We start from the raw sequence: 20,494 nt of genomic DNA, 5'->3' as shown, positions 1-20,494 counted from the left end.
GTCGACGATGTTCTAAACTCAGTTTGGTGAATTCAGATATGTAAACATAGAGTTCATCAATAGTACGTAATATTTGCTTCAATTAAATACGCTTTATCTCTAGAGTTCAATAATTCAGGCATTATCCTTTGAGGTGGCGGAATATCTTCAACAGGTTCTCCATCCAAAAATAATTCAAGTGCTTCTTTCGCCATCAATAATGCTTCTTCAACTGAATCGCCACAGGTGATACATCCGGGCAGATCAGGAAATGTAACATTAATTCCATCCTCAGCAAAATTAAAAATTGCGTAGTATTGGTAAGTTCGAATCATATGGGACACTCTCCTGTTATCTGAACTCTTAGCAAAAACAGCAAAAAGCCTTTCGGATTATATCTGAAAGGCTTTCAACTCGTTTTCACTCTTAATTTCCCTCAAATATATTGTTATAAGATTAATCATTCAATCCCTTGCCCTCCAGGATCGGCTGCATGTACTTCTCGATTCGTGACACTTTTGTTTTGGATTGCTTCGGTTGTGAGAAATAATAGAGATATGCCCGCTGACGTCCGGGTGTCAGTGCTTCAAATGCGGCCTGGAAAGCAGGATTCTCATCGAATTGCTGCTGAAGTTCCTCGGGAACGCTATATTCGGCAGTTTTTTTCATTTCTACTTGCAGTCCGGCCTGTTCTACTTCAATCGCTTGCTGGATATAGGCTTTGATCATAGCCTCCTGCTCCACAATCTGCTCCAGACTGGTGAAGCGAAGCTGGCGTTCCGCCTGTACATTCTCCATTTGCTGGACCAAAATGCCGTGTGTATCCTTCAGCAGAGCACCTTTGAAGAACAGGATCGCCACGTACTCTTTGAATCCATGGATTAAAACGATGTTTTTCCCATCCAGCATGTAACAAGGATGCATCCACTTCATATCCTCTGTCAGTTCAAAATCCCGAATAATCTCTCTCAGCTTTGTGGACTCTTCCTTCCACGTTTTGAGTTTCTTTAGATAGCCGTCAACTTTGCGATTCCCACTTGTATCCGTCATGGAGAAATACCTCTCTTTATCTCATGGTTTCAATTGTACTGGTTTTCAAGGGATTGTACAGCGTTGCTTACAGAGCTTTTATTGACTTTTCCAAGTGAATTTAAACCTTAATAACAACAAAGACCATATTAGATGGCCTATAGTTTAGTCCAATTTAGTTTAATCCAATCTCTTCTAATAAGTTTCAATCGACAGTTCACTATACCCATAGTAAAATAATGGAATGTCTATTGCCATAATTCCAACATACGAAAGGATGATTTAAATGAGAGAGTACACAGTTGTTCCAGGTCCAAAAAATGTTCAAGTAAACCGAGGTGATACTCAGGCTGCTGTTAATTTATTTGCGGATATCATTAATCACAAAGCACAATCTGGATGGACCTATCAATCTATGGAGTCGCTATCCGTCACTGAGAAGCCTGGTTGTCTCCAACAACCCGTTACAACGCATCATTATATGCTGATTTTCTACAGAGAGATTTAATAATCGTACAACAATCATGAGAAACTCAGAATCTGAGGAACTGATATTTAATAACATGCCATCCGAAGAAGAACTTATTAGACTCTTACATACACATCATGAAGAAAACGATCCTCGAAGCAGTTTCTATATAAGAACTCATGTTATTCCAGAAATCGATTGGTTGAAGTCTTTGCTTAACGTTACACTTGCATTATTCGCAGGTCTAATCATCTCTATGATATGTTTCTATCTCTTGAATCCATTCATTCCAGTATATGCTTTGCTAAGTGCCCAGATTGTTTTCATAGCAAGTATGTTATTCATAGTTCTACGACGTGTTAGAGTGATCCTGAAATGGAGTATTAGAATTTATCAACGTTTTGCCCCCATTGAAGTGAGGAACAAATGTCGTTTTGAACCAAGCTGTTCTGTGTATATGATTCAAGCTATTGAGAAATACGGGGCGATTAAAGGTCTTTCCTTGGGCATCCAGCGTCTTCGCAAATGTAATATCAACGGTGGAGGATATGATTATCCATAAAGCCAAAAGGTCCATAGACAATCTATGGGCCTTTTGGTTTGGTTAACATCTCTGGCTTAAGATAATATCCAGTAGTGACTGTGTCTCATCTTCCAACATGGAGGAAGCTATCATCCTGAAGTCTTCAGCCCCAATTTCAAAGTGACCTTTACGAAATGGAAACCCCCAATTACGATTTCCGCGTGTAAAACTGAGTTGGTCTAACAACGTTGCGATCTTTACTTCTCGACACGGAAGATAACGGAGATCTCGGCGAAAGGGTACAAAGGATTCCGACATCTGATATTGGTATATCCTATCATCGGTAATTTGACCAATAGCGGTAAAAGCCTGAAGTGGTTGCCCTGTTGATATGTCTGTACGTGGAGAGTAGTATATCATCCAGTCACCCGCGGACATCTGTCGCAAAAGTGCTGACTTGCCATGGCACAGCTGCGCAAACCCTCCCTCTACGGCTACATTTACATGAGAAGCAGATACAACGCCAACCCAATATCTGCTGTCCTGATTTGGTTTCATGGATACATCCCATTCCCTTCTCTCATTTACATTTCCAGATTCGATTTCAATCGGTCTAATTGCAAAAAATGATGTCTGTAGTGCATCTCTATCAACAAAAACCACTCCTGAGCGTTTAGAGCGCCAAGCCTTGGATGATGTATTTTGTTGTTTACGGATGCTTGGTGTAGAACAGATGCCGTGCTTCTCATCCGGTCCACGACCTTGTGAAGCCCATCGATCAAGGACTCCATGCTCTCGGGTGGTTGCGGGGTATACTGCGGGGAAGCAGGAACCTTAATTGGAACGGGAGGGAATTGTCCTAATTCGAACACTTGCCTACCCAGTTCTGTTTTTTCCTCACCCGAGCTTAACGTTGAATCCTTGCTGCTCAAACACTGCTCAATATTATGCAGATGCAAGAAAAGCGCTGATTGAATCAAATGTACATACATCTGTCCAATGGACCATTCCTCTTCACTCTGTTTTTTATGTAAGCTCCCCATATCCAATTTGTTCAGTTCTGCCAAATATCGTTCTACAGCCGTTTCAAATGATTTCAATACTTCCGTTGTACTTTTCACCCTTCAACCCACTCCTCTTGATCAGTGATATACCCAAGTATAAAAAAACACTACTGACAGGTGTATGTCAGTAGTGTTTTAAGATGTTTTTGGCTACTTCCTGCATTCGGAAGCGTAAAGACTTCGGCTCCAAGACCTCGATATCTCCACCCCAGCCAAGTAAATAATGCAATATTTCTTCCGGGTAGCGGACACGAAAATGAAAAATGACACCTTCCTCTTGCTCCTCAAATGCATCCATATAAAAATGCAGGGCCTCCATAACTTTGTCAGCAATTTCAGGTTTTGCTCTGATTAATACTTGTTCGTTACGGTCGTCAGGAGGTCGATAACTGTTTAGATCAAAATCCGGCGGCAAAAGGAACTGATCCTCCAGCACGGAAAGTTCAGTCATGCGTGACAAACGAAAATGACGAATGTCTTGTCGCATATCACAACGTGCAATTAACATCCAATTCTCCTGAACCAGTGAGAGTCCGTAGGGTGAAACCTCACGCATATTATACCGATTTCCATCCGTTCCTGGCATTTTTTTCAGGTACATAAAGCTGATTTTACGTTGATCCAGAATGGCATTACGAATCTGGTTAAGGTATGTTTTCACCCGTGCTCGGGTTAATGGTTCCACCGTATGAAGCAGTCTCATCGTTTCCCGTACACGTGTGGATTTGTCACGAACGGATTCAGGTAAAATCGCTTCAATTTTGCGTTGAGCCGACTTAGCCTCCATCGCGTATTCTGTATCCAATCTCTGTTCGATAAAATCAGCTCCCATGAGCAGGGATACGGCTTCTTCTGCGGTGAAGCTTACCGGGGGCAGAAAATATCCTTCCATGAGGGAATACCCATGACCCGGAGCTCCCATAATTGGAACACCAGCCTCACTTAATGCCTGAATATCTCGATATATCGTACGTACACTTGTCTCAAATTGAGCAGCTAAATCTTCTGCTCGTAGCATCTTTCTTCTCTGCAATTCAAGCGTAATCGCAAGCTGCCGCTCCGTTTTGTTCATTTTCTAAGCCTCCACCGTTTCATCATCCAATCCGTTAAACTGCCTGAGCATGGCGGTGAAACGCTCCAGTTCCTTATCATCCCATCTGGAAATACGGTTATAAAAAGCTGACTCCTTCTCCTTGAGCGCAGCAACCGTCGATTGTTGACCAAGTTCCGTAAGAGACAGTAATACCCCGCGCCGATCCTTGGGGTCTTGCTCTTTGCTAACATATCCCGACTTTTCGAGTTGTTTGATTAATCTGCTGACCGAGCTGCGGTCCATTGCATTCGCTTCTGCCAAAGCCGCGGCGCTTGTTGGGCCGTAGGAGTAGAGCCACCGTACCAGTTGAAAAGCGGCAGGTTGTAGGTTCGCATCAAAACGCTCGGCAGACCGAACGTTAAGCGCATGCGATGCACTGATCAGTGCATGAATCTGCTCACCCAGCGCTAGCTCCAGGGCTGCTCTATCTTTGGTTTTGACTGGATTTTCACTCATTATTGTTAACTCCCTCTCCCAGATACATGAAAGTAGACTTCTTGAAATATAGTTGACAAATATCAATTAATATTTATAGTTGATTTATGTCCATTATATAATTTCGAATCTATTCGTGTCAAAAGGAGATCTTCTCATGAGAACTAAACATCCCATTATTGTAATTACCGGAGCAACAAGCGGTTTAGGGCAGCTTGCAGCCATGGAACTCGCCAAACGCGGGGCACATCTTATACTCACAGCCCGAAGCAAGGAACGTGCAGATGCTACCAGGTACAAAATCAAGGAAATCATACCTTCTGCCAAAATTGAATTTTTCTATGGAGACTTGTCCTTACTGAGTGATGTAAAACGTGTTGGGCTTGAGATTGCAGCCGCTTATCCGTGTATAGACGTACTTTTGAATAATGCCGGACTTCATGCTTTTGAACAGAGAGTCACGTCCGAAGGATATGCCGAGATGATTGCCGTCAACTATTTGGCACCTTGGCTGTTAACGCACACATTGCAATCTTCCCTGATTCAGTCGGGCCATGCCCGTGTCGTCAATGTTGCATCTGAAGCTTCGCGGAATCACGGCACTCTGGTATTGCCAGATGACTTAACGGATATCACTCCTTTTACTGCACGTGGATCCTCTCCAATCTACGGCAAAACCAAACTGCTTAATATTATGTTTACTGGTGAACTAGCCAGACAATGGTGTGGAACCGGAATTTGCGTAAATGCCTTGAATCCTGGCTTTAATGTTACGGGTCTTGGACGAGAGCTATGGTTTGCAAGTGTGCTTGAACACATTTTAACCTTTTTGCACATTGGCGACCCGCGCCGGGGTGCTGATATCATTACTCGTTTGGCTGTGGAATCGAAGTATGGCGAGGTATCGGGAGGATATTTCAATGTGGGAACTGGAGCATCTATTGTTCCTATGCATCCTGGCGGAGATGAGGCCATGCAAAACAGACTGTGGATCTTTACGACACAACTGATGAAAGATCACGGCGTACTGGATTAATTGAACAAGAACAGGGGTGCTCCATAAGCCACAAACACAGCTAGGAACACCCCCTCTTTTTTTCAGTAACTTAGATTGCTGCAAATACCTTGTCAAAACCTGCTTTCGTCTTAGCGAACAGTTCACTCGAACTTAGGGTCGGCGCTGGAGCCAGTACTTCCTGAGCCACAACGCCATTGTAGCCAATCGCTTGCAGATTTCTCAGAAATCCACCCAGATCAATGACCCCTTCGCCGGGGTACAAGCGTTCTCCATCCTTCAATTCCTCGATTGGCAAATCATAAGCATCATTAATGTGAACATGAACAACCTGTTCTTTCTTCAGCTTTAACAGATCTTCCATCGGTAGACCATTCGTATGCCAGTGATAGGAATCCACCAATAAACCTACATTCGGAGCATGGATTGTCTCGATCCAGTCAAGCGTATCCTCCACACTCCAAATAAATGGATTCTTCCATTGAGTGCGCAGATGATGGCAACCCACAAACTCCAGGCCTAGTCGAATTCCATAGGCGTCCATAATATCTGCACACAATCTCAATCGTTTGGTAGCTGCCGCCATAAATGCTGCTGCTGGCTGATCCGTGGAAGGTAAAATATAGGTGCAACAGCTGTAACAGTTCAACGAAGCGGAGGCTTCTGCCATTTGAACCAGCGATTGAAGTCCTTCACGAAACTGTTCATCTGTGGTTCTCCAGTCCACGGTCAGACCGGATGAACCGATGATCACCTGATTGCTTTCCAACAAGTGGATAGCCTGTTCCTTGCCAACTTCTTCAATGAATGAGAGCGGATTCAAATCTACAGACTGAAATCCGTATTTTGCAGCATTCGTAATATATTGTTCATTGGACTCGATGTTCCCTAAGCCTGCACTTGTTAACCCTCTAATCATCCCAATTTCCTCCTAGGACCAGTCAAACAGTACTCCATTATACTGGTCTTTATTCAATCTCAGTCCCTCATATGCTTCTTGCGCTTGATACGGCTTCATCACATGACTGATCAATGGCTCGATATGCAGCTTGTTCTTTAACATCAGTTCAAACACAATGTTTGAATTTCTCACCAGGGAATGCTTCACGAATTCGTTCGGCTCAACCGGGAAGCGCCATTCACTACACCTGCTCCATTCGTTATGGCATCTACCTTTTCTTTTACTTTATCTTCTCCGCCATGAAGCGTATAGTCAACCCCACTCTTTTTAACTACAATATAAGACTTTTCATTCGCATTTGTCTTTGATTGCAAAACCGATTTTTTATCTAAAACAACGATTTTAAAACCTTTGTAAGCGAATCCAGCATAAACGTAAAAAGACTCACAAGATCCGATAATCTGTGAGCCTCATATTCAATCCATCCTATTCAGTCGTAGTCTGATACAATGCGGTACACCCGTTAGACGAACGGCTACTTTAAGGATAGGCAGCCGTCATTGAAACCGGATTGGCCGCATGGTTCCTTTTTGCCAATTTCACAGCTACACTTGTCACTTCTCAACCGCAAATTACGGCCGCACTCCATAAACCTCAAACTCATAGATTCGGGCTGCCGTATCGCCGCCCTGCGTCGGTTTCAGCACATTCAGCTTCACATAACGAGCCTTGACCAGTGCAATTGCATCCGAGGTTTCGGCCGCGGTATTCCCCTGTATATGAACTACATCTGACCAATTCACGCCATCAGCACTGACCTGGATCGAATAGTCGCTTGTATTAAAACCAGACCACTCCCCACCGCTCTCCGCATGTTTGATGACAAAACCACTGATCTGATGTTCTTTGCCAAGATCAACTTGCAGCCAATGCGGCTGGTTACCCAGTGCGCACCACTTGCTGTTGCCAGTCACCTTGCCATCGATCGCCTTCTCTGCACCTTCCGCGGATCCACAGGCGTGGTCAGCTGTCGCCTTTTTGCCCAGAGCGACATTTTGGATTCCAGAAGCAGCCTTGCTGACGGTAATCAGCGACTCCTTCGTCACCGTATCCTGCCCCGAACTGTTGGTAGCTGTAAGCGTCACATTGTACGTGCCTTCCTTGTCATACGTTACCACTGGATTTTGCTCCGTGCTGACAGCCGGACTGCCATTATCAAAAGTCCACGACCAGCCTTCCGTCACCTCGGAAGAGAGATCAGTGAAATGCACTTGCTGGCCAGGTGTGATCAGCGTTTTATCCGCCTTGAATCCTGCTTCCGGCCTCGGATACGCCGGCCACTGGATCGTCACGCTGGCAGCCTGGCCGTGCTCATATTTTGCATTCACTGCCACGACTTTCAGTACAGTCGCCTGCTCCGCGTTGATTCTCTTCATCTCAGGCACATAGAACACGTTATTGGCTGTCGCACCCACCCAAGTCTCTTTGCCGTCGGGCAGTATACGGTAAATCTCATATTGTTGAACTTCCTCGTCCAACGCGGTCCATTGCAACCTTGCATCACCATAAATACCGCCGCGGAAATCGGATTGGATGACATTCAATGCTTGAACTGCTTCCAGTGGCTTCACTGGATTAGCATTGTTCTGGATGGATATCTGACCAATATGGATGTCATAATCCGATATGATTTCCTTACTGTCAAAATACAAAGACAATGCCACAATCCGCTTTCCTTTGTAAGGCGTCAGATTCAAGATGTCTGTCGTCCAACCCGATGCCTTTTTGTCTTTTACATCCAAAAAGACGAACTGATCAGGACGGTCTGCAAAAGCCAGACCAACCTTCATGCTTGGCTTGTTCTGCGTTTTGTGCGTGATCGACAGCTTGGTAGCTGGCTCAATCTTCAGATCGGTTTGATACAGCTTCAGATGGGTGGCATTTGCCGAACTTAGCGTACCCGCTACCTTAAGGGAACTGCCCCCATAATAGGCATCCGACCAATCCAGGGACGGCGTAAGTGCTTTACCCTTACTCTCTGTCAGCCAGCGCCATGTCGGAAGCACATCCTGCAAACTGCGGTTATTCCATCCGGTCTCCCGCACCTGCGTGCCATCCACATAGAATTTCTCGCCACTGCCCGTGTTGAAATTGGTCGTGAATGGCAGTTGGTCCACCGGCGATGATTCAACTACATTGTTCGCAATTCCTTTCCAGGCCTGGCTTGTCGCCGTATTGGCCGGGTTGCCGTTCTGTCCTACCCAGAATTTATTTTCACGGGCAAAGAAATCGGTCACGCTCTCCGCGCTGTTGAACGACCAATCCGGCCGGTAAATGCCGAGGGAAGTCACAGCCGGTTTCTCCTCAGGAAACAGCAAATTCCATTTCAGACTGGTATCGTATCCTTTAGCTTCCACATCGATGCCCGCAAACAGTTCAAATGGCGATCTGCCCAGACTTCTGGCTTTTGCCGCAGAACTGCCAAGATCATTCCACCAGAAATTCAGGAACATGCTGTCTGATACCTTGCTCCCGTTATCCTGCAGGAACATCGTATTCCGGTCCGTCAGCGCATTTTGCCATGAAATATTGCCTTCCTTTGTCATGGAATCATACCAGATGATCTCCATACCCGCGGGCTTATGATCCTGAAGATAACGGAGGAATGCCTTCATTAACTGCGCGTCAGCGGCTGTTCCGCCTTCAGTCTCCTGATTGATAAACCAGCCGTCAAAACCGTAGTACTCCGCTACCTCAATCAGTTTATCCGCAGCCGGAAAGGAGCCGTCGCTGTTCTGTTGAAGCATTTGCTTCACCCACTCATATTTGCCACCGTATACGGATGGCGGAAAGAAGACTGTGCCCATGATTGGCACTCCGTTCCGGTGTGCCGCATCAATCGTGTCGGCGCTTGGCGGCACAATAATACCTTCTCCCGCCGATCCACCCCAATATACGAGCTTGTCGACATACTGCCAGTAAGAGAACGTATTTGCGGAAAATATATCCGAGCCCTGTGATGGAACACCGCTGGTTCCCTTATTCAATGCAGACAAGGCCATGACTTTGGGATCTTTCGTTGCGTTCGGGTTAACTGCCTCTCCCGTGAATCGGCTCTGAAGCGGAATGTTGCTCCGGTTGAAGGCCGCATCCGGGTCGGAAGCTGGATTCCAGTTAAGCAATTGCTCAGGCAGCCAATAGGATGAATAAGGTTGTTTTGCCAAGGCCGCCGAGGAAAGAGCAGCGCATACCAATATTACAAATAGGAGACTCGCACCAAGTTTTTTCATGCCATACCCTCCAATCCATTTTTGGCAATCCACTCAGGGTAAAAAAAGAAACGCCCGCCAAGCCGGACAGACGTTTCCCTGTCTTCTTTATTTCAGGTTTATTTTGGATTTGCAGCTTTCCATTCATCGTATTGCTTTTGCGCTTCTGCAATCACTTTATCCAGACCAGCCGCTTTCAACTTCTCGATCGCTTTTGGCAGATGCTCATCCGGGTCAACAGCTCCCGTCATGATCGATGGGTAGAATTCCTTCACGATGGCGGAGATGGAAGCCACTTCCGTCTTCACCGGATCAGGATTGAAGTTGAAGCCAAAGCTCGGAGCAACCTTCGCGGAATTGTTGAATTCCTTGAACGCTTCCCACTTATCGGCTGGATCTTCCTTGTGCATGTAAGTCAGGAACAGGTTACCCAGGGCAAAGCCAGGCATCTGGAATCCGTCCTTCATTGCTGGCAGATCCTCAATGACATTATCCGAAATCTTTTTGTAATGTGTTCCTTCAATGCCGTAGTTGATCAGGTTACGCAGATATGGATCGGTATTGAGCAAGTTCAGGAACATCATGGCCCGTTCCGGGTTCTTGGAGTTCGCCGAGATTGCATGCATAGCGCCTGTTGCCGAACCAGTGAAAATAACCGGATCCTGCATCGGTGTAGTCACGATATCATAGCCCGCACTTCTGGACCATCCCAGTTCGGCGTACGGCTGTGTCTGTTCACGGTCAACAAACCATTTGCCTGTTTTGATGTTATCGATGCCCTCCAGTGTCGCTACATCCTTGCGCAGATAACCAGCCTGATAGTATTTACGGATGGTTTTCAACGAGCTATTCAGCTCTTCAGATTCCAGCATATTAACGTATTTACCGGTGTCACCATTCATGTTGATGCCAACCGGGAATTCGTCACCCAACAGGAAGTCGAACGCCAGATAAGGCTTAAAGCCCTTCGGAACAGCCAGCGGAGTAATGTCGGCTGGTTCATTGTCCTTGATTTGCTGCAGGTAAGGCTCCAGATCCTCTAATGTGCGAATCTTGGTGATGTCCATGTTGTATTTATCAACGTACTGCTTGTTGAAGCGCCATACCCATTGCGAAGCCAGCTCTTTGTTAACCGGCACCGCATAGTTTTGGCCATCGATCTGCGATCCTGTGAGGAATCTTGGATCAAGCTGCTCTTTAATGCCCTGACCATACTTATCCAACAGATCATTGATGGGCAGGAATGCTCCTCTGGTGGCATTTGGCAGATAATCATAAGCCCAGGAAGAGGTGAAAGCGATATCATAATTTTCGCCCGAAGCGGTAATGACTGGCATCCGTTTGGAATAATCACCCCAGTCAATCATCGTGATGTCGACGGTTGTATTTATTTTCTCCATTAAGTATTTGTTCATTTCTTCCTGTACCATTGGCAGATCGCGCTGTGGACCACCAATCAGATATACTTTGAGCTTCACCGTGTCCTTATCGCCGGATTCTCCCCCGGATGCCGCATTCCCGCTTGTACCATTGGTATTACTGCCACCGCAGCCTGCTAGAACAGTAGCAAAAGCAAGCAGTAAAGTAACCATGAGCAGAGCGATTTTTTTGGTCTTCATATGTATCCCCCTTATTAATGTTATTGTTACTGCCCTTTGAGGGCAGGCACAACCAGACTTATTCTTTGACCGAACCGATGGTCAGACCTTGTATAAAATACTTTTGGAAAAACGGATACGCCAGCGCAACCGGCAGTGTAGCCAAGACAACCATCGCCATGCGGACGGTCTCCGTTGGCAGTGTCGCGGCAATGTCATAGGACACGACCCGGCTGCTGTTTTGCACAACAAAATCCATATTGTTCTGTATTCGAATTAGCAATGTCTGGAGTGGAATCAAATTCGCATTGTCGATATAGAGCAGCGCATTGAACCAGTCATTCCAGAATCCTAACGTACTGAACAATCCAATAGTCGCAATGCCCGGCAACGAAATCGGCAGTACGATGCGCGTATAGATCCCGAATTCAGTAGCTCCGTCGATTTTGGCCGACTCAATAACCGCATCCGGCACGGTGGTCGTGAAAAATGTACGCATAACGATAATGTAAAAAGCGTTCATAATCGACGGCAGGATCAGCGCCCATATCGAATCCCGCAAGTGCAGCACCTGCGTAACCACAATGTAACTGGGAACGAGACCGCCGGAAAACAGCATGGTGAAGAAGGCCAAAAAGCTGAAAAACCGACGCTGTGCAAAATTTTTGCGCGAGATGGCATACGCATACGTGGTGACCAAATACAGTGTCAGCGCGGTTCCGACAACCGCCACCGTTAAGGTAACCCCAAACGATTGGGCCATCTGCTGCCCGGATTCCATAAGGAATCGGTAGGCATCCAGCGTCCAGACTTCAGGGAATAACTTAAATCCATTGATCGCCAGCGTCTTCTCATCGGTAAATGAGATGATAACGATGAACAGAAACGGAAAGATACAAGATAAGGCAAACAGACCGATAGCTATATTAAAAATCACATTGGATAACGGCGAAATGGCATTCAGATCTCTCGATTTCTTTCCGGTCCTCTTCGCATGGGCAGATGCCCGCTTTACCGGTTGGCTTAAATTACTCATGGAAGCACCCCCTTGCCGCAGCCTAGAATACGGCATAATCCTTTTCAATTTTACGCACAGCATAGTTTGCCAGCAGGACAAGAATCAAACCGACAACCGATTGATACAATCCTGTAGCTGTACTCATTCCTGTATCACCCATAATGGTCAAGCCGCGGTATACAAACGTGTCGATGACATTGGTGACCGGATACAGCGCACCAGAGTCCCGCGGAACCTGATAGAACAGTCCAAAGTCGGAACGGAAGATCCCGCCGATCGCCAGAATGGTGAGGATGATCATTAGCGGTCTGAGCAGTGGCAGCGTTATGTACCTGATCTGTTTCCACTTCGTAGCACCGTCAATCATCGCTGCCTCATAATAAGAACGATCGATACCTGCGATAGCTGCCAGATACACTACACTGCCATAACCTGCACCTTTCCACAGGCCCAGCAGAATGAGAAAATACGGCCAATACCCTGTCTCACTGTACCAACTGACCGGATCTCCACCAAAATAGGTAATGATCTGGTTGAACACACCCTTTTCCACACTCAGAAACGAAAAGACGAAATAACTGATAATAACCCATGACAGGAAATAAGGCATAAACATTGCGGTCTGGTAGATCTTCGCCAGCCGTTTATTTAACAGTTCGTTCATGATGATCGCAAGCGTCACCGCGAGCACCAACCCGAGAAAGATCAGACCCAGGTTATACAGAATGGTATTACGTGTGATGATATAGGCGTCACTGGTGGAGAACAGAAACTCAAAGTTTTTGAACCCGACCCATTCGCTTTTTAGAACGCTTTCAAGAAATCCGCCCGGATGAATCCGGAAGTCCTTAAAAGCAATAATCGTTCCGAACATTGGCAAATAGGCAAAAATGATAAACCAAGCTGCTCCCGGCAGTACCAGCAGAAGAAACGCCTTGTTCTTCATCAGACTTTTGAAGATGTCCTGCACGGCTGTCCCTCCTTATGATCTCGTTCATTATCGCTTTGAGCTGCATCCAGCATTAATCCCCTATAATCAACACTGGAGCTAAGCTCTTTTGTTGCTTTGGATTTCCTCGTTCACTCCTACCTTCATTATGCAAGCGCTACCAATTTTGAGATAGTTGAAAAAACTAATAAATTGATGGATTAATCAAAGATTGTGCATTCATTCCATAACAAAAAAGACACCTCACATGGAGAATGTCTTCATTCAGCCGGAGCGCCCGGCTTACTTTTTCATGTAGATTGAGCGCAGCTCCGTAGGAGAAACACCAGCATATTTCTTAAACTGTCTGTAAAAATAAGTGGAGTCCCAATAACCCACCTCGCCCGCTATTTCTGCCGTCTTTTTGTCCGAATATAACAGCAAATGGGTGGCACGCTCGATTCGGTACTGGTTCACATAATCAGAAAAGGTGGTACCGACCTCTTGCTGGAACAAATGGCCGAGGTAGTTCGGATGAAGCTCCAGCCTCTGACTGAGCGTCTTAAGTGAAAGCTCATCCGGATAGTGATTTTTCACCACCTCCAACACAGCCATGATATGTGGGCTATACGTTTTCTCGACGGTATGATATCTATCCAGCGTACGATGAACAACTTTTCTGACCAATTGTTTCAGTTTGTTGAGCGTATGAATTCTGGACAGTGGTCCGAAGATGTCCCCGTAGTCCGGCGTTTTCTCCAGTTCCTTGGCGGCCAGCATAAGCTGGATGGCAGAATTGGAGAACGGTGTTCTCGGGAGGCAGACTTCCTTACCCTCAACATTGAAGAATTCGTCGATGAACCGATCCACCTCAGTACCTTCCCCATCCCGCAGCAGCTTGTGGAACTGCTCCATCACTGGCCCAGGCTTCTCTTGATGCTGATTGGTAGCTTCTTGGTTCTCCACTTGCATGATGAAGGTATTACAATCCTTAAACAAATGATTCTGAAGCCACAGCTTTACGGACTTGCAGCTCTTCGGAAAACCCAGATACGTCGACTCGGATTGACCGATAATTCCCCATACACGTGCATCTGTGTCCTCGGTAACCGCTTGCTTCATCCTGGTGAGTGCCTGAAGCTGCCATTCATCATTACCTTCCGTACCGGCTGAAACGAACAGCAGCATGATGTCTCCGTCCTGATCGGGAAAACAGATGATTCCACAGCCATCCGGGAGGCCTTTGTTCCCGATCTGCTCACACTGCTCAGCAATTCCCGGCAGATACATCTGGGGATCATCTCCCTTGTCATCGCCTACAATCCGCAGAGAAGCCGCACAATATGTGGACTTGTTCATGGGAATCTCAAGCAGCTGCGCACGCTCACGGAATTCTTTGGGGTCAATGGTCTCGTTCGCCCACCGCTGCAAAATATTGTTGCGCAGAATCCTCCAGCTCTGATCCATTTGAATCTGGCGCATCTCTTCGTGCTCCCAATCCCGCTGCATATGCTTGATGGTCGCTTCCAGTTCATCCATATTGACTGGCTTGAGCAGGTAGTTCTCGACCCCCAGCGAGATGCCCTCCCGCACATATTGGAATTCTTCGTAACCGCTCAAAATAATGAATTTGGTATATGGATTGCGCGCTTTAGTCTCCCGGATCAGTTCAAGTCCGGTCATTTGCGGCATCATGATATCCGTAATAATCAGATCGACAGGAACCTCGTCCATTATTGCTAGCGCTTCCAATCCATTGCAAGCCGTTCCGGCAATCTGCATATTATTCTGATCCCAATCAATGATGGCTTGCATTCCTTTCACAATAAGCGGCTCATCATCGACCAACATTACACTTCTCATCCCATTTCCTCCCTTGTAACTGGAATGCTGATGGTCACCTCACATCCTTCGCCCTCCACACTGTTCAGGTGCAGACCATAATCACTACCATAATTCAGACGTATGCGGTCGTGGATGTTCTTAAGACCCAAAGATCGGTCGGATGTCTCAGCAGCTTCATCGCCTTTATGCAACCCTTGTTGCAGTTCAAGCAATCTCTCCGCGGAAATCCCCTTTCCGTTATCCTTCACACGGATACGAATCACGCCGTTCTCTTCTTCGGCTGTAATGGAGATCCGATTATCATCATCGTACGTACGAAAACCATGCACAATGTAATTCTCAATAATCGGCTGGACCAGCAACTTGACGACCATGCTTCCCGCCGCTGCATTCTCGATATGGGTCTCCACGTGCAGCTTGTCCTCATATCGATATTGGACCAAAGCCAGGTACATACCGCACAGCTCTATTTCCTCTACCAAGGTTACATGGGTCTGCTTTTTGATCAAATGACGGAACATCGTGGCGAGAATATAAATCATCTGTCCAACATCCCTGGCTCCCAAACTGATGGCTTTCATGCGGATACTTTCGAGCGTATTGTACAGAAAATGGGGATTGATCTGGGCTTGCAACGCGACAAGCTGCGCATTTTTTTGTTTGATTTCCGACACATATACCGTTTCTATGTAAGACTCCAGCCGATCACACATATGATTAAATCTCTGCGAAATCTGCTGCAGCTCATCTTCCCCCTCCATCTCGATACGTTTACTCAGATCACCCTCCTGCCAGCGCCGCATGTAAAGCACGAGTCTGTGAATTTTTTTGGAATAACGGCGGATGATAGTGAACGTCACTGCAATGCTAACCATGATGCACAGAATCACAATCCCAATGAGGCTGAAACGAATCGCCTGAAGGCTCTGTTTGATGTGCGACTCCGGAATAATAGAAGCCACAACCATTCCTGTATTCCCGATATTCAGCAGCTGCACCTTGGAGCGCTCCTCCAGATCCACCCAATCCTCCGGCAAATTCATCTTTTTCCAGTACGGGTAGACGGTGTGGTCATACTTTCCCTGCGAATCGAAGATCACCTCACCTTCCCCGGTCATCAGCATGATCCGACTGTTCTTGCCGCCCGGTCTGTCTCGAAGAAGCCCTTTGATACGGTCTGTATTCAGCTCAAACATAATTGCACCGTACTGCTTCAATGTGACGGAGTCCTTGAGCACATTAGCGTAGCTATACGGGGTAGGCTCATCAGCCATTTTCCCTTCGAAAAGCGGTTCGCTGCCCATGTACTGCCAAGGTGCATTCCTCAGCCGCTGGAACCAGCCCTGATGCCCTGCAGACAGCTTGGGATGATAGTAAAAGTGCTGGGTCTCCCGATTAAGAACATAGAAGAACTCCTGATCCGTGCTGTATAACACGACATTTGCAATCGAAGCCTCATCCTTTAACAGCAGACGTAATTGATAATCGAAGTTCCCTCGCTCCGTACGGTAGCTGTAAGCGTATTGATTCAGGCGCCAATTGAGAAAATCCTCGTATTCATGAGTCAAAAAATACTTCAGATCATCGCCGATCATGGCGTCGGTATAAATCTGCTGCACAGCATTATACAGCCGTTCGTACTGCTGATTCAGGTTGATACTTACAATATCCAGTTCCTGCAAACTGGCATCCATTTGTTCCTGTACCACTCGCTGTTCATAGTAGCGGTAGGCCAATACCGCGATGCTGATGAACAACAGGACCATAACCATGGAATAAAACAGTAAGATTTTGTTGAACATTTTTTTCTTCAAGTAGTTCTTATACATGGTTCGTATCCTGGACATTCGTGCCTAAACACCTCCTCCAGACCCATTTCCAACTCAGTGTATCACCGTTTGGTTAAATTCGACAATCACTCGCGAACAGGACTAGCAATCTATATTTTGATTTGTCAAAAGCGAATGGAAGCGCTATAATGGGCGCATTCCCCTATAAAGTTATGTCATACATACTCGCTTTGGATGCTCTCAATATATGAATCACTCCCCGATAAAATGAACTGGGGGTTTTTAACGATGTTTCTTACTGAAAACAAACTACACGCACGTATTTATGAATTATCCGAGCTCCGTTACCGGGATCGTTTGCCTTTAAATCATTTTCTTGCCTGCGAAGACCACAGGGAAGAGATCAACCCTGTCCTGCCGGGAGACGATAGCCATTGGAAGCCTATGCATACAGGAGAAAGTTGGTCCGGTCGAGATCTTTATTTGTGGCTGCGTACAAAAGTCGATTTCCCCTCTTCCTGGGAAGATAAACGGATTGTCGGACGGTTTGATTTTGGCGATACCGGGGGTGGTAACAATTCCGGCTTTGAATCCCTGTTCTACTGGGATGGCAAGCCGTTTCAAGGCGTGGATTCCAACCACAAGGAAGTGTTCTTTCCAGCCTCTGCCGCAGGCAGCACCAACGAGTTGGTCTTCCGCTTATGGTCCGGTCTGGAAGGTGGCGGTCAGCCCTGCAATCAGACACATACGTTCAGACAAGCAGAACTGTGTTGGCTGGATGAAGCTGTTGATGATCTTGTATTTACAGGGACAGCAATTCTGGAAACGGTCAACATTTTGGATGCCCATGCACCGGAACGCACAAAGCTGCTTCATGCGCTTCAACAGTCCTTCCGCCTGATTGACTGGTCGCAGCCTAAGTCCGATATCTTCTATTCCTCTGTGCATGACGCAAGGGATGACCTAAGCGTTCGACTGAATGCGATGGACAAAGCCTCTGATGTGACCGTTACTTGTATCGGCCATACTCATATTGACGTTGCCTGGCTGTGGCGGTTAAAGCATACGCGCGAGAAATGCGCCCGCTCCTTCTCTACGGTCATGCGCCTGATGGAGATGTTCCCGGAGTATGTTTTCCTTCAGACACAGCCCCAATTGTACGAATATGTGAAAGAGGACTACCCGGAACTGTACGAATCCATCAAGGAACGTGTCGCTGAAGGTCGCTGGGAAGCGGGCGGCGGCATGTGGCTGGAGGCTGACTGTAACCTGACCTCGGGCGAATCGCTGGTCCGGCAATTGCTGATTGGCACTCGTTTTCTCAAAGAAGAATTCAGGACGGATTGCCGATATCTCTGGTTGCCCGATGTATTCGGCTACAGCTGGTCACTACCGCAAATTCTGAAAAAATCCGGCATTCATACATTCATGACGACCAAAATCAGCTGGAACCAATACAACCGTATGCCATTTGATACATTCCACTGGCGCGGAATTGACGGCTCTGAGGTGCTGACCCACTTCATTACTACACCCGAGCCTTGGTCCGAGCCGGGTTCATGGTTCTATACCTATAACGGAAAAATCATTCCGAAGACGGTTAAAGGCATCTGGGATGCCTACCGTGATAAGGAGATGAACCAGGATCTGCTGCTGTCGTACGGATACGGAGATGGCGGAGGCGGCGTTAACCGCGAAATGCTGGAGATGAGACGTCGGCTGGATCAACTGCCCGGATTGCCCAAGGTCAAGACAGGACGTGCAGATGATTATTTTGAAAAGCTGCAAGAGACGGTGGAGAAAACTGATTCGTACATCCACACATGGGATGGAGAACTGTATCTGGAGTATCACCGCGGAACGTATACCAGTCAGGCGTACAACAAACGGATGAACCGCAAGCTTGAGTTGGCTTACCGCGAAGCGGAGTGGCTGAATGCATTGCAAAGTATTGTGCATAATGACTGGAATTTGTATCAAGCGAAGTCCCTTACTGCGGGTTGGAAAATCATTTTGCGCAACCAGTTCCATGACATTATTCCCGGTTCCTCCATCACAGAGGTGTATGAGGATAGCAGAATTGAATATGCAGAAGCTGAGCAGATTGGCAGTCACGTAGACACGCAAGCTCGGTTGGCTATCGCTGGCAGCGGAGAATCTCCGTATACGTACACCATTTGGAACTCCTCCCCATGGGTCGTTACAGAAATCGTGAGCATTTCTGTGGCTTCAGACGAATTGGAAACGGGAACTTGGCTGAGCGATTCTGGTGAGATCCTGAACGCTCAATACCAGGATGCACGTTGGGCCGTCGAGGTAAAGGATATTCCTTCGCTGGGGTATACCACAATTCACTTCCAGAGCAGTACGGTAAACGCTATTTCTGAGCAATCGCCATTCATCCACACAGCCAATGGGATCGAGACGCCGTACTATCTGCTCGAGTGGAATGAGAGTGGGCAGTTGAATCGCCTTTACGATATAGAGTTACACCGCGAGGTGCTTGCCAAAGGCGCTAGAGGCAATGTGCTTCAGGTGTTCGAGGACAAACCGCTTGCCCACGAGGCATGGGATATTGATATATTCTATCAGGAGGATATGCGAGAAATCACGAAATGCACCAGCATTGAAGTCGTAGAGACTGGACCACTTCAGGCGGTGATTCGCTTCGCTTGGGAATACCTTGGCTCCACCATTACGCAGAACATGACTGTATATACCGGGCATCGACGAATCGATTACGCCACTGAGGTGGATTGGCATGAACAGCAGCAACTGCTGAAAGTTGCCTTTCCTGTCGGCATCCGCTCTACGGAAGCCACCTATGATATTCAGTTCGGTAACGTTAAACGGCCGACGCACTGGAACACAAGTTGGGACTGGGCGCGTTTCGAATCCGTTGGCCATCAATGGGCTGATCTGTCCGACAGAGGTTATGGCGTCAGTTTGCTGAATGATTCCAAATACGGTTATGACATTAAAGATAACGTCATGCGTCTGACCCTGATCAAGAGCGCTACGCACCCTGATCCACATGCCGATCAGGGACTGCACAGCTTCACCTATGCTCTTCTTCCACATCAGGGAGATTGGCTCGTTGGCGGAACCGTGCAGCAGGCCTGGCTTCTGAATGCTCCAGCTCGATATACACAGGGCGTATCAGAGCAGCCAAGTTGCTCCATGTTCAGCTTGTCCGGCAGCACAGCCATGATCTCGGCAGTTAAGAAGGCGGAGGATTCCAAGCGTGTCATCGTACGCATTCATGATTATTCCGGCAGCATGAATACGCTTGAACTGACAAGCGATCTACGGATTCACGCATGGAGAGAATGCAATCTTATGGAACTACCGGAGGGCGAACTCCTGTATGATACACCGATAACTTTTGCTCTTGAACCTTATGAAATCAAAACGTTTGAGATTGATCTGAGAGTATAATCCGATAACTGCAGCAGCTCAACCGAAGAAACCAGCAAGTCCCCAGATAATGGGCGACTTGCTGGTTTCTTCGTGTCGATCGTTAGGATAGGGGATTTCT

The 20,494-nt window shown here is 46.9% G+C and carries 19 protein-coding genes; 4 read left to right on the top strand and 15 right to left on the bottom strand.

Annotated elements, in window-relative coordinates:
• Positions 1 to 56: 56 nt before the first annotated feature.
• Positions 57 to 314, bottom strand: a complete 258-nt coding sequence (locus tag ACDJ59_RS03135; protein WP_413407608.1) for a type II toxin-antitoxin system HicB family antitoxin — start codon at positions 312 to 314, stop codon at positions 57 to 59.
• A gap of 121 nt (positions 315 to 435) precedes the next feature.
• Complete coding sequence (locus ACDJ59_RS03130; protein ID WP_413407606.1) at positions 436 to 1,029, bottom strand: YdeI/OmpD-associated family protein; 594 nt, start codon at positions 1,027 to 1,029, stop codon at positions 436 to 438.
• Between the two features lie 265 nt (positions 1,030 to 1,294).
• On the opposite strand from ACDJ59_RS03130, the gene ACDJ59_RS03125 reads away from it, so the two are divergent.
• Both ACDJ59_RS03125 and yidD read left to right on the top strand, forming a co-directional pair.
• Positions 1,295 to 1,516, top strand: a complete 222-nt coding sequence (locus tag ACDJ59_RS03125) for a hypothetical protein (protein WP_036617217.1) — start codon at positions 1,295 to 1,297, stop codon at positions 1,514 to 1,516.
• Positions 1,517 to 1,532: 16 nt separating this feature from the next.
• A complete protein-coding gene (gene yidD / locus ACDJ59_RS03120) occupies positions 1,533 to 2,039 on the top strand; it encodes a membrane protein insertion efficiency factor YidD (protein WP_413407605.1) in 507 nt (168 codons plus the stop codon).
• A gap of 42 nt (positions 2,040 to 2,081) precedes the next feature.
• Here yidD and ACDJ59_RS03115 read toward each other — a convergent pair whose 3' ends face one another.
• The 4 genes from ACDJ59_RS03115 to ACDJ59_RS03100 all read right to left on the bottom strand — a co-directional run bounded on the left by ACDJ59_RS03115 (position 2,082) and on the right by ACDJ59_RS03100 (position 4,613).
• Positions 2,082 to 2,558, bottom strand: a complete 477-nt coding sequence (locus tag ACDJ59_RS03115; RefSeq protein ID WP_413407603.1) for an EVE domain-containing protein — start codon at positions 2,556 to 2,558, stop codon at positions 2,082 to 2,084.
• A gap of 26 nt (positions 2,559 to 2,584) precedes the next feature.
• Positions 2,585 to 3,121 carry a DinB family protein gene (locus ACDJ59_RS03110; RefSeq protein ID WP_413407602.1) on the bottom strand — a complete coding sequence of 179 codons (537 nt, stop codon included), beginning with the start codon at positions 3,119 to 3,121 and terminating at the stop codon, positions 2,585 to 2,587.
• A gap of 67 nt (positions 3,122 to 3,188) precedes the next feature.
• Positions 3,189 to 4,136 carry a helix-turn-helix transcriptional regulator gene (locus ACDJ59_RS03105; RefSeq protein ID WP_413407601.1) on the bottom strand — a complete coding sequence of 316 codons (948 nt, stop codon included), beginning with the start codon at positions 4,134 to 4,136 and terminating at the stop codon, positions 3,189 to 3,191.
• Between the two features lie 3 nt (positions 4,137 to 4,139).
• On the bottom strand, positions 4,140 to 4,613 hold the full coding sequence (locus ACDJ59_RS03100; RefSeq protein ID WP_413407600.1) for a MarR family winged helix-turn-helix transcriptional regulator: 474 nt from the start codon (positions 4,611 to 4,613) through the stop codon (positions 4,140 to 4,142).
• Positions 4,614 to 4,749: 136 nt separating this feature from the next.
• On the opposite strand from ACDJ59_RS03100, the gene ACDJ59_RS03095 reads away from it, so the two are divergent.
• Positions 4,750 to 5,628 carry an SDR family NAD(P)-dependent oxidoreductase gene (locus ACDJ59_RS03095; RefSeq protein ID WP_413407599.1) on the top strand — a complete coding sequence of 293 codons (879 nt, stop codon included), beginning with the start codon at positions 4,750 to 4,752 and terminating at the stop codon, positions 5,626 to 5,628.
• A 70-nt stretch (positions 5,629 to 5,698) separates the two neighbouring features.
• Here ACDJ59_RS03095 and ACDJ59_RS03090 read toward each other — a convergent pair whose 3' ends face one another.
• The 9 genes from ACDJ59_RS03090 to ACDJ59_RS03050 all read right to left on the bottom strand — a co-directional run bounded on the left by ACDJ59_RS03090 (position 5,699) and on the right by ACDJ59_RS03050 (position 16,995).
• On the bottom strand, positions 5,699 to 6,526 hold the full coding sequence (locus tag ACDJ59_RS03090) for a sugar phosphate isomerase/epimerase family protein (RefSeq protein ID WP_413407598.1): 828 nt from the start codon (positions 6,524 to 6,526) through the stop codon (positions 5,699 to 5,701).
• 12 nt (positions 6,527 to 6,538) lie between these two features.
• Positions 6,539 to 6,670 (bottom strand): hypothetical protein, encoded by a 132-nt coding sequence (locus ACDJ59_RS03085; RefSeq protein ID WP_413407597.1) that lies wholly within the window; start codon positions 6,668 to 6,670, stop codon positions 6,539 to 6,541.
• Between the two features lie 41 nt (positions 6,671 to 6,711).
• On the bottom strand, positions 6,712 to 6,882 hold the full coding sequence (locus ACDJ59_RS03080; RefSeq protein WP_413407596.1) for a hypothetical protein: 171 nt from the start codon (positions 6,880 to 6,882) through the stop codon (positions 6,712 to 6,714).
• 258 nt (positions 6,883 to 7,140) lie between these two features.
• Positions 7,141 to 9,798 carry an endo-beta-N-acetylglucosaminidase gene (locus ACDJ59_RS03075; protein WP_413407595.1) on the bottom strand — a complete coding sequence of 886 codons (2,658 nt, stop codon included), beginning with the start codon at positions 9,796 to 9,798 and terminating at the stop codon, positions 7,141 to 7,143.
• A 98-nt stretch (positions 9,799 to 9,896) separates the two neighbouring features.
• On the bottom strand, positions 9,897 to 11,396 hold the full coding sequence (locus ACDJ59_RS03070) for an ABC transporter substrate-binding protein (protein WP_413407594.1): 1,500 nt from the start codon (positions 11,394 to 11,396) through the stop codon (positions 9,897 to 9,899).
• Between the two features lie 58 nt (positions 11,397 to 11,454).
• Complete coding sequence (locus ACDJ59_RS03065) at positions 11,455 to 12,411, bottom strand: carbohydrate ABC transporter permease (RefSeq protein WP_413407593.1); 957 nt, start codon at positions 12,409 to 12,411, stop codon at positions 11,455 to 11,457.
• A 22-nt stretch (positions 12,412 to 12,433) separates the two neighbouring features.
• Positions 12,434 to 13,339: an ABC transporter permease gene (locus ACDJ59_RS03060; protein ID WP_205524889.1), complete on the bottom strand. Its 906-nt coding sequence runs from the start codon at positions 13,337 to 13,339 to the stop codon at positions 12,434 to 12,436.
• 285 nt (positions 13,340 to 13,624) lie between these two features.
• A complete protein-coding gene (locus tag ACDJ59_RS03055; protein ID WP_413407592.1) occupies positions 13,625 to 15,184 on the bottom strand; it encodes a response regulator in 1,560 nt (519 codons plus the stop codon).
• Positions 15,181 to 16,995, bottom strand: coding sequence for a cache domain-containing sensor histidine kinase (locus ACDJ59_RS03050; protein ID WP_413407591.1), 1,815 nt, complete (start codon positions 16,993 to 16,995; stop codon positions 15,181 to 15,183). The genes ACDJ59_RS03055 and ACDJ59_RS03050 overlap by 4 nt, the downstream gene beginning before the upstream one ends.
• Before the next feature lie 249 nt (positions 16,996 to 17,244).
• Here ACDJ59_RS03050 and ACDJ59_RS03045 point away from each other — a divergent pair, with 249 nt between their 5' ends.
• On the top strand, positions 17,245 to 20,394 hold the full coding sequence (locus ACDJ59_RS03045; protein WP_413407590.1) for an alpha-mannosidase: 3,150 nt from the start codon (positions 17,245 to 17,247) through the stop codon (positions 20,392 to 20,394).
• Positions 20,395 to 20,494: the final 100 nt, after the last annotated feature.

It is taken from the genome of Paenibacillus amylolyticus (assembly GCF_047302515.1).
GTDB classification, from domain to species: domain Bacteria; phylum Bacillota; class Bacilli; order Paenibacillales; family Paenibacillaceae; genus Paenibacillus; species Paenibacillus amylolyticus_G.
The sequence above is the reverse complement of the archived record's forward strand: the minus strand, read 5'-3'. Positions and strand labels throughout refer to the sequence as shown.

Bases quoted from the DNA above. Each gene is read 5' to 3' on its own strand.
- ACDJ59_RS03090 (WP_413407598.1), bottom strand. From the start codon at position 6,526: ATGATTAGAGGGTTAACAAGTGCAGGCTTAGGGAACATCGAGTCCAAT.
- ACDJ59_RS03055 (WP_413407592.1), bottom strand. From the start codon at position 15,184: ATGAGAAGTGTAATGTTGGTCGATGATGAGCCGCTTATTGTGAAAGGA.
- yidD (WP_413407605.1), top strand. From the start codon at position 1,533: ATGAGAAACTCAGAATCTGAGGAACTGATATTTAATAACATGCCATCC.
- ACDJ59_RS03105 (WP_413407601.1), bottom strand. From the start codon at position 4,136: ATGAACAAAACGGAGCGGCAGCTTGCGATTACGCTTGAATTGCAGAGA.
- ACDJ59_RS03125 (WP_036617217.1), top strand. From the start codon at position 1,295: ATGAGAGAGTACACAGTTGTTCCAGGTCCAAAAAATGTTCAAGTAAAC.
- ACDJ59_RS03100 (WP_413407600.1), bottom strand. From the start codon at position 4,613: ATGAGTGAAAATCCAGTCAAAACCAAAGATAGAGCAGCCCTGGAGCTA.
- ACDJ59_RS03085 (WP_413407597.1), bottom strand. From the start codon at position 6,670: ATGTTAAAGAACAAGCTGCATATCGAGCCATTGATCAGTCATGTGATG.
- ACDJ59_RS03065 (WP_413407593.1), bottom strand. From the start codon at position 12,411: ATGAGTAATTTAAGCCAACCGGTAAAGCGGGCATCTGCCCATGCGAAG.
- ACDJ59_RS03095 (WP_413407599.1), top strand. From the start codon at position 4,750: ATGAGAACTAAACATCCCATTATTGTAATTACCGGAGCAACAAGCGGT.
- ACDJ59_RS03115 (WP_413407603.1), bottom strand. From the start codon at position 2,558: ATGAAACCAAATCAGGACAGCAGATATTGGGTTGGCGTTGTATCTGCT.
- ACDJ59_RS03050 (WP_413407591.1), bottom strand. From the start codon at position 16,995: ATGTATAAGAACTACTTGAAGAAAAAAATGTTCAACAAAATCTTACTG.
- ACDJ59_RS03045 (WP_413407590.1), top strand. From the start codon at position 17,245: ATGTTTCTTACTGAAAACAAACTACACGCACGTATTTATGAATTATCC.
- ACDJ59_RS03130 (WP_413407606.1), bottom strand. From the start codon at position 1,029: ATGACGGATACAAGTGGGAATCGCAAAGTTGACGGCTATCTAAAGAAA.
- ACDJ59_RS03135 (WP_413407608.1), bottom strand. From the start codon at position 314: ATGATTCGAACTTACCAATACTACGCAATTTTTAATTTTGCTGAGGAT.
- ACDJ59_RS03075 (WP_413407595.1), bottom strand. From the start codon at position 9,798: ATGAAAAAACTTGGTGCGAGTCTCCTATTTGTAATATTGGTATGCGCT.
- ACDJ59_RS03070 (WP_413407594.1), bottom strand. From the start codon at position 11,396: ATGAAGACCAAAAAAATCGCTCTGCTCATGGTTACTTTACTGCTTGCT.
- ACDJ59_RS03060 (WP_205524889.1), bottom strand. From the start codon at position 13,339: ATGAAGAACAAGGCGTTTCTTCTGCTGGTACTGCCGGGAGCAGCTTGG.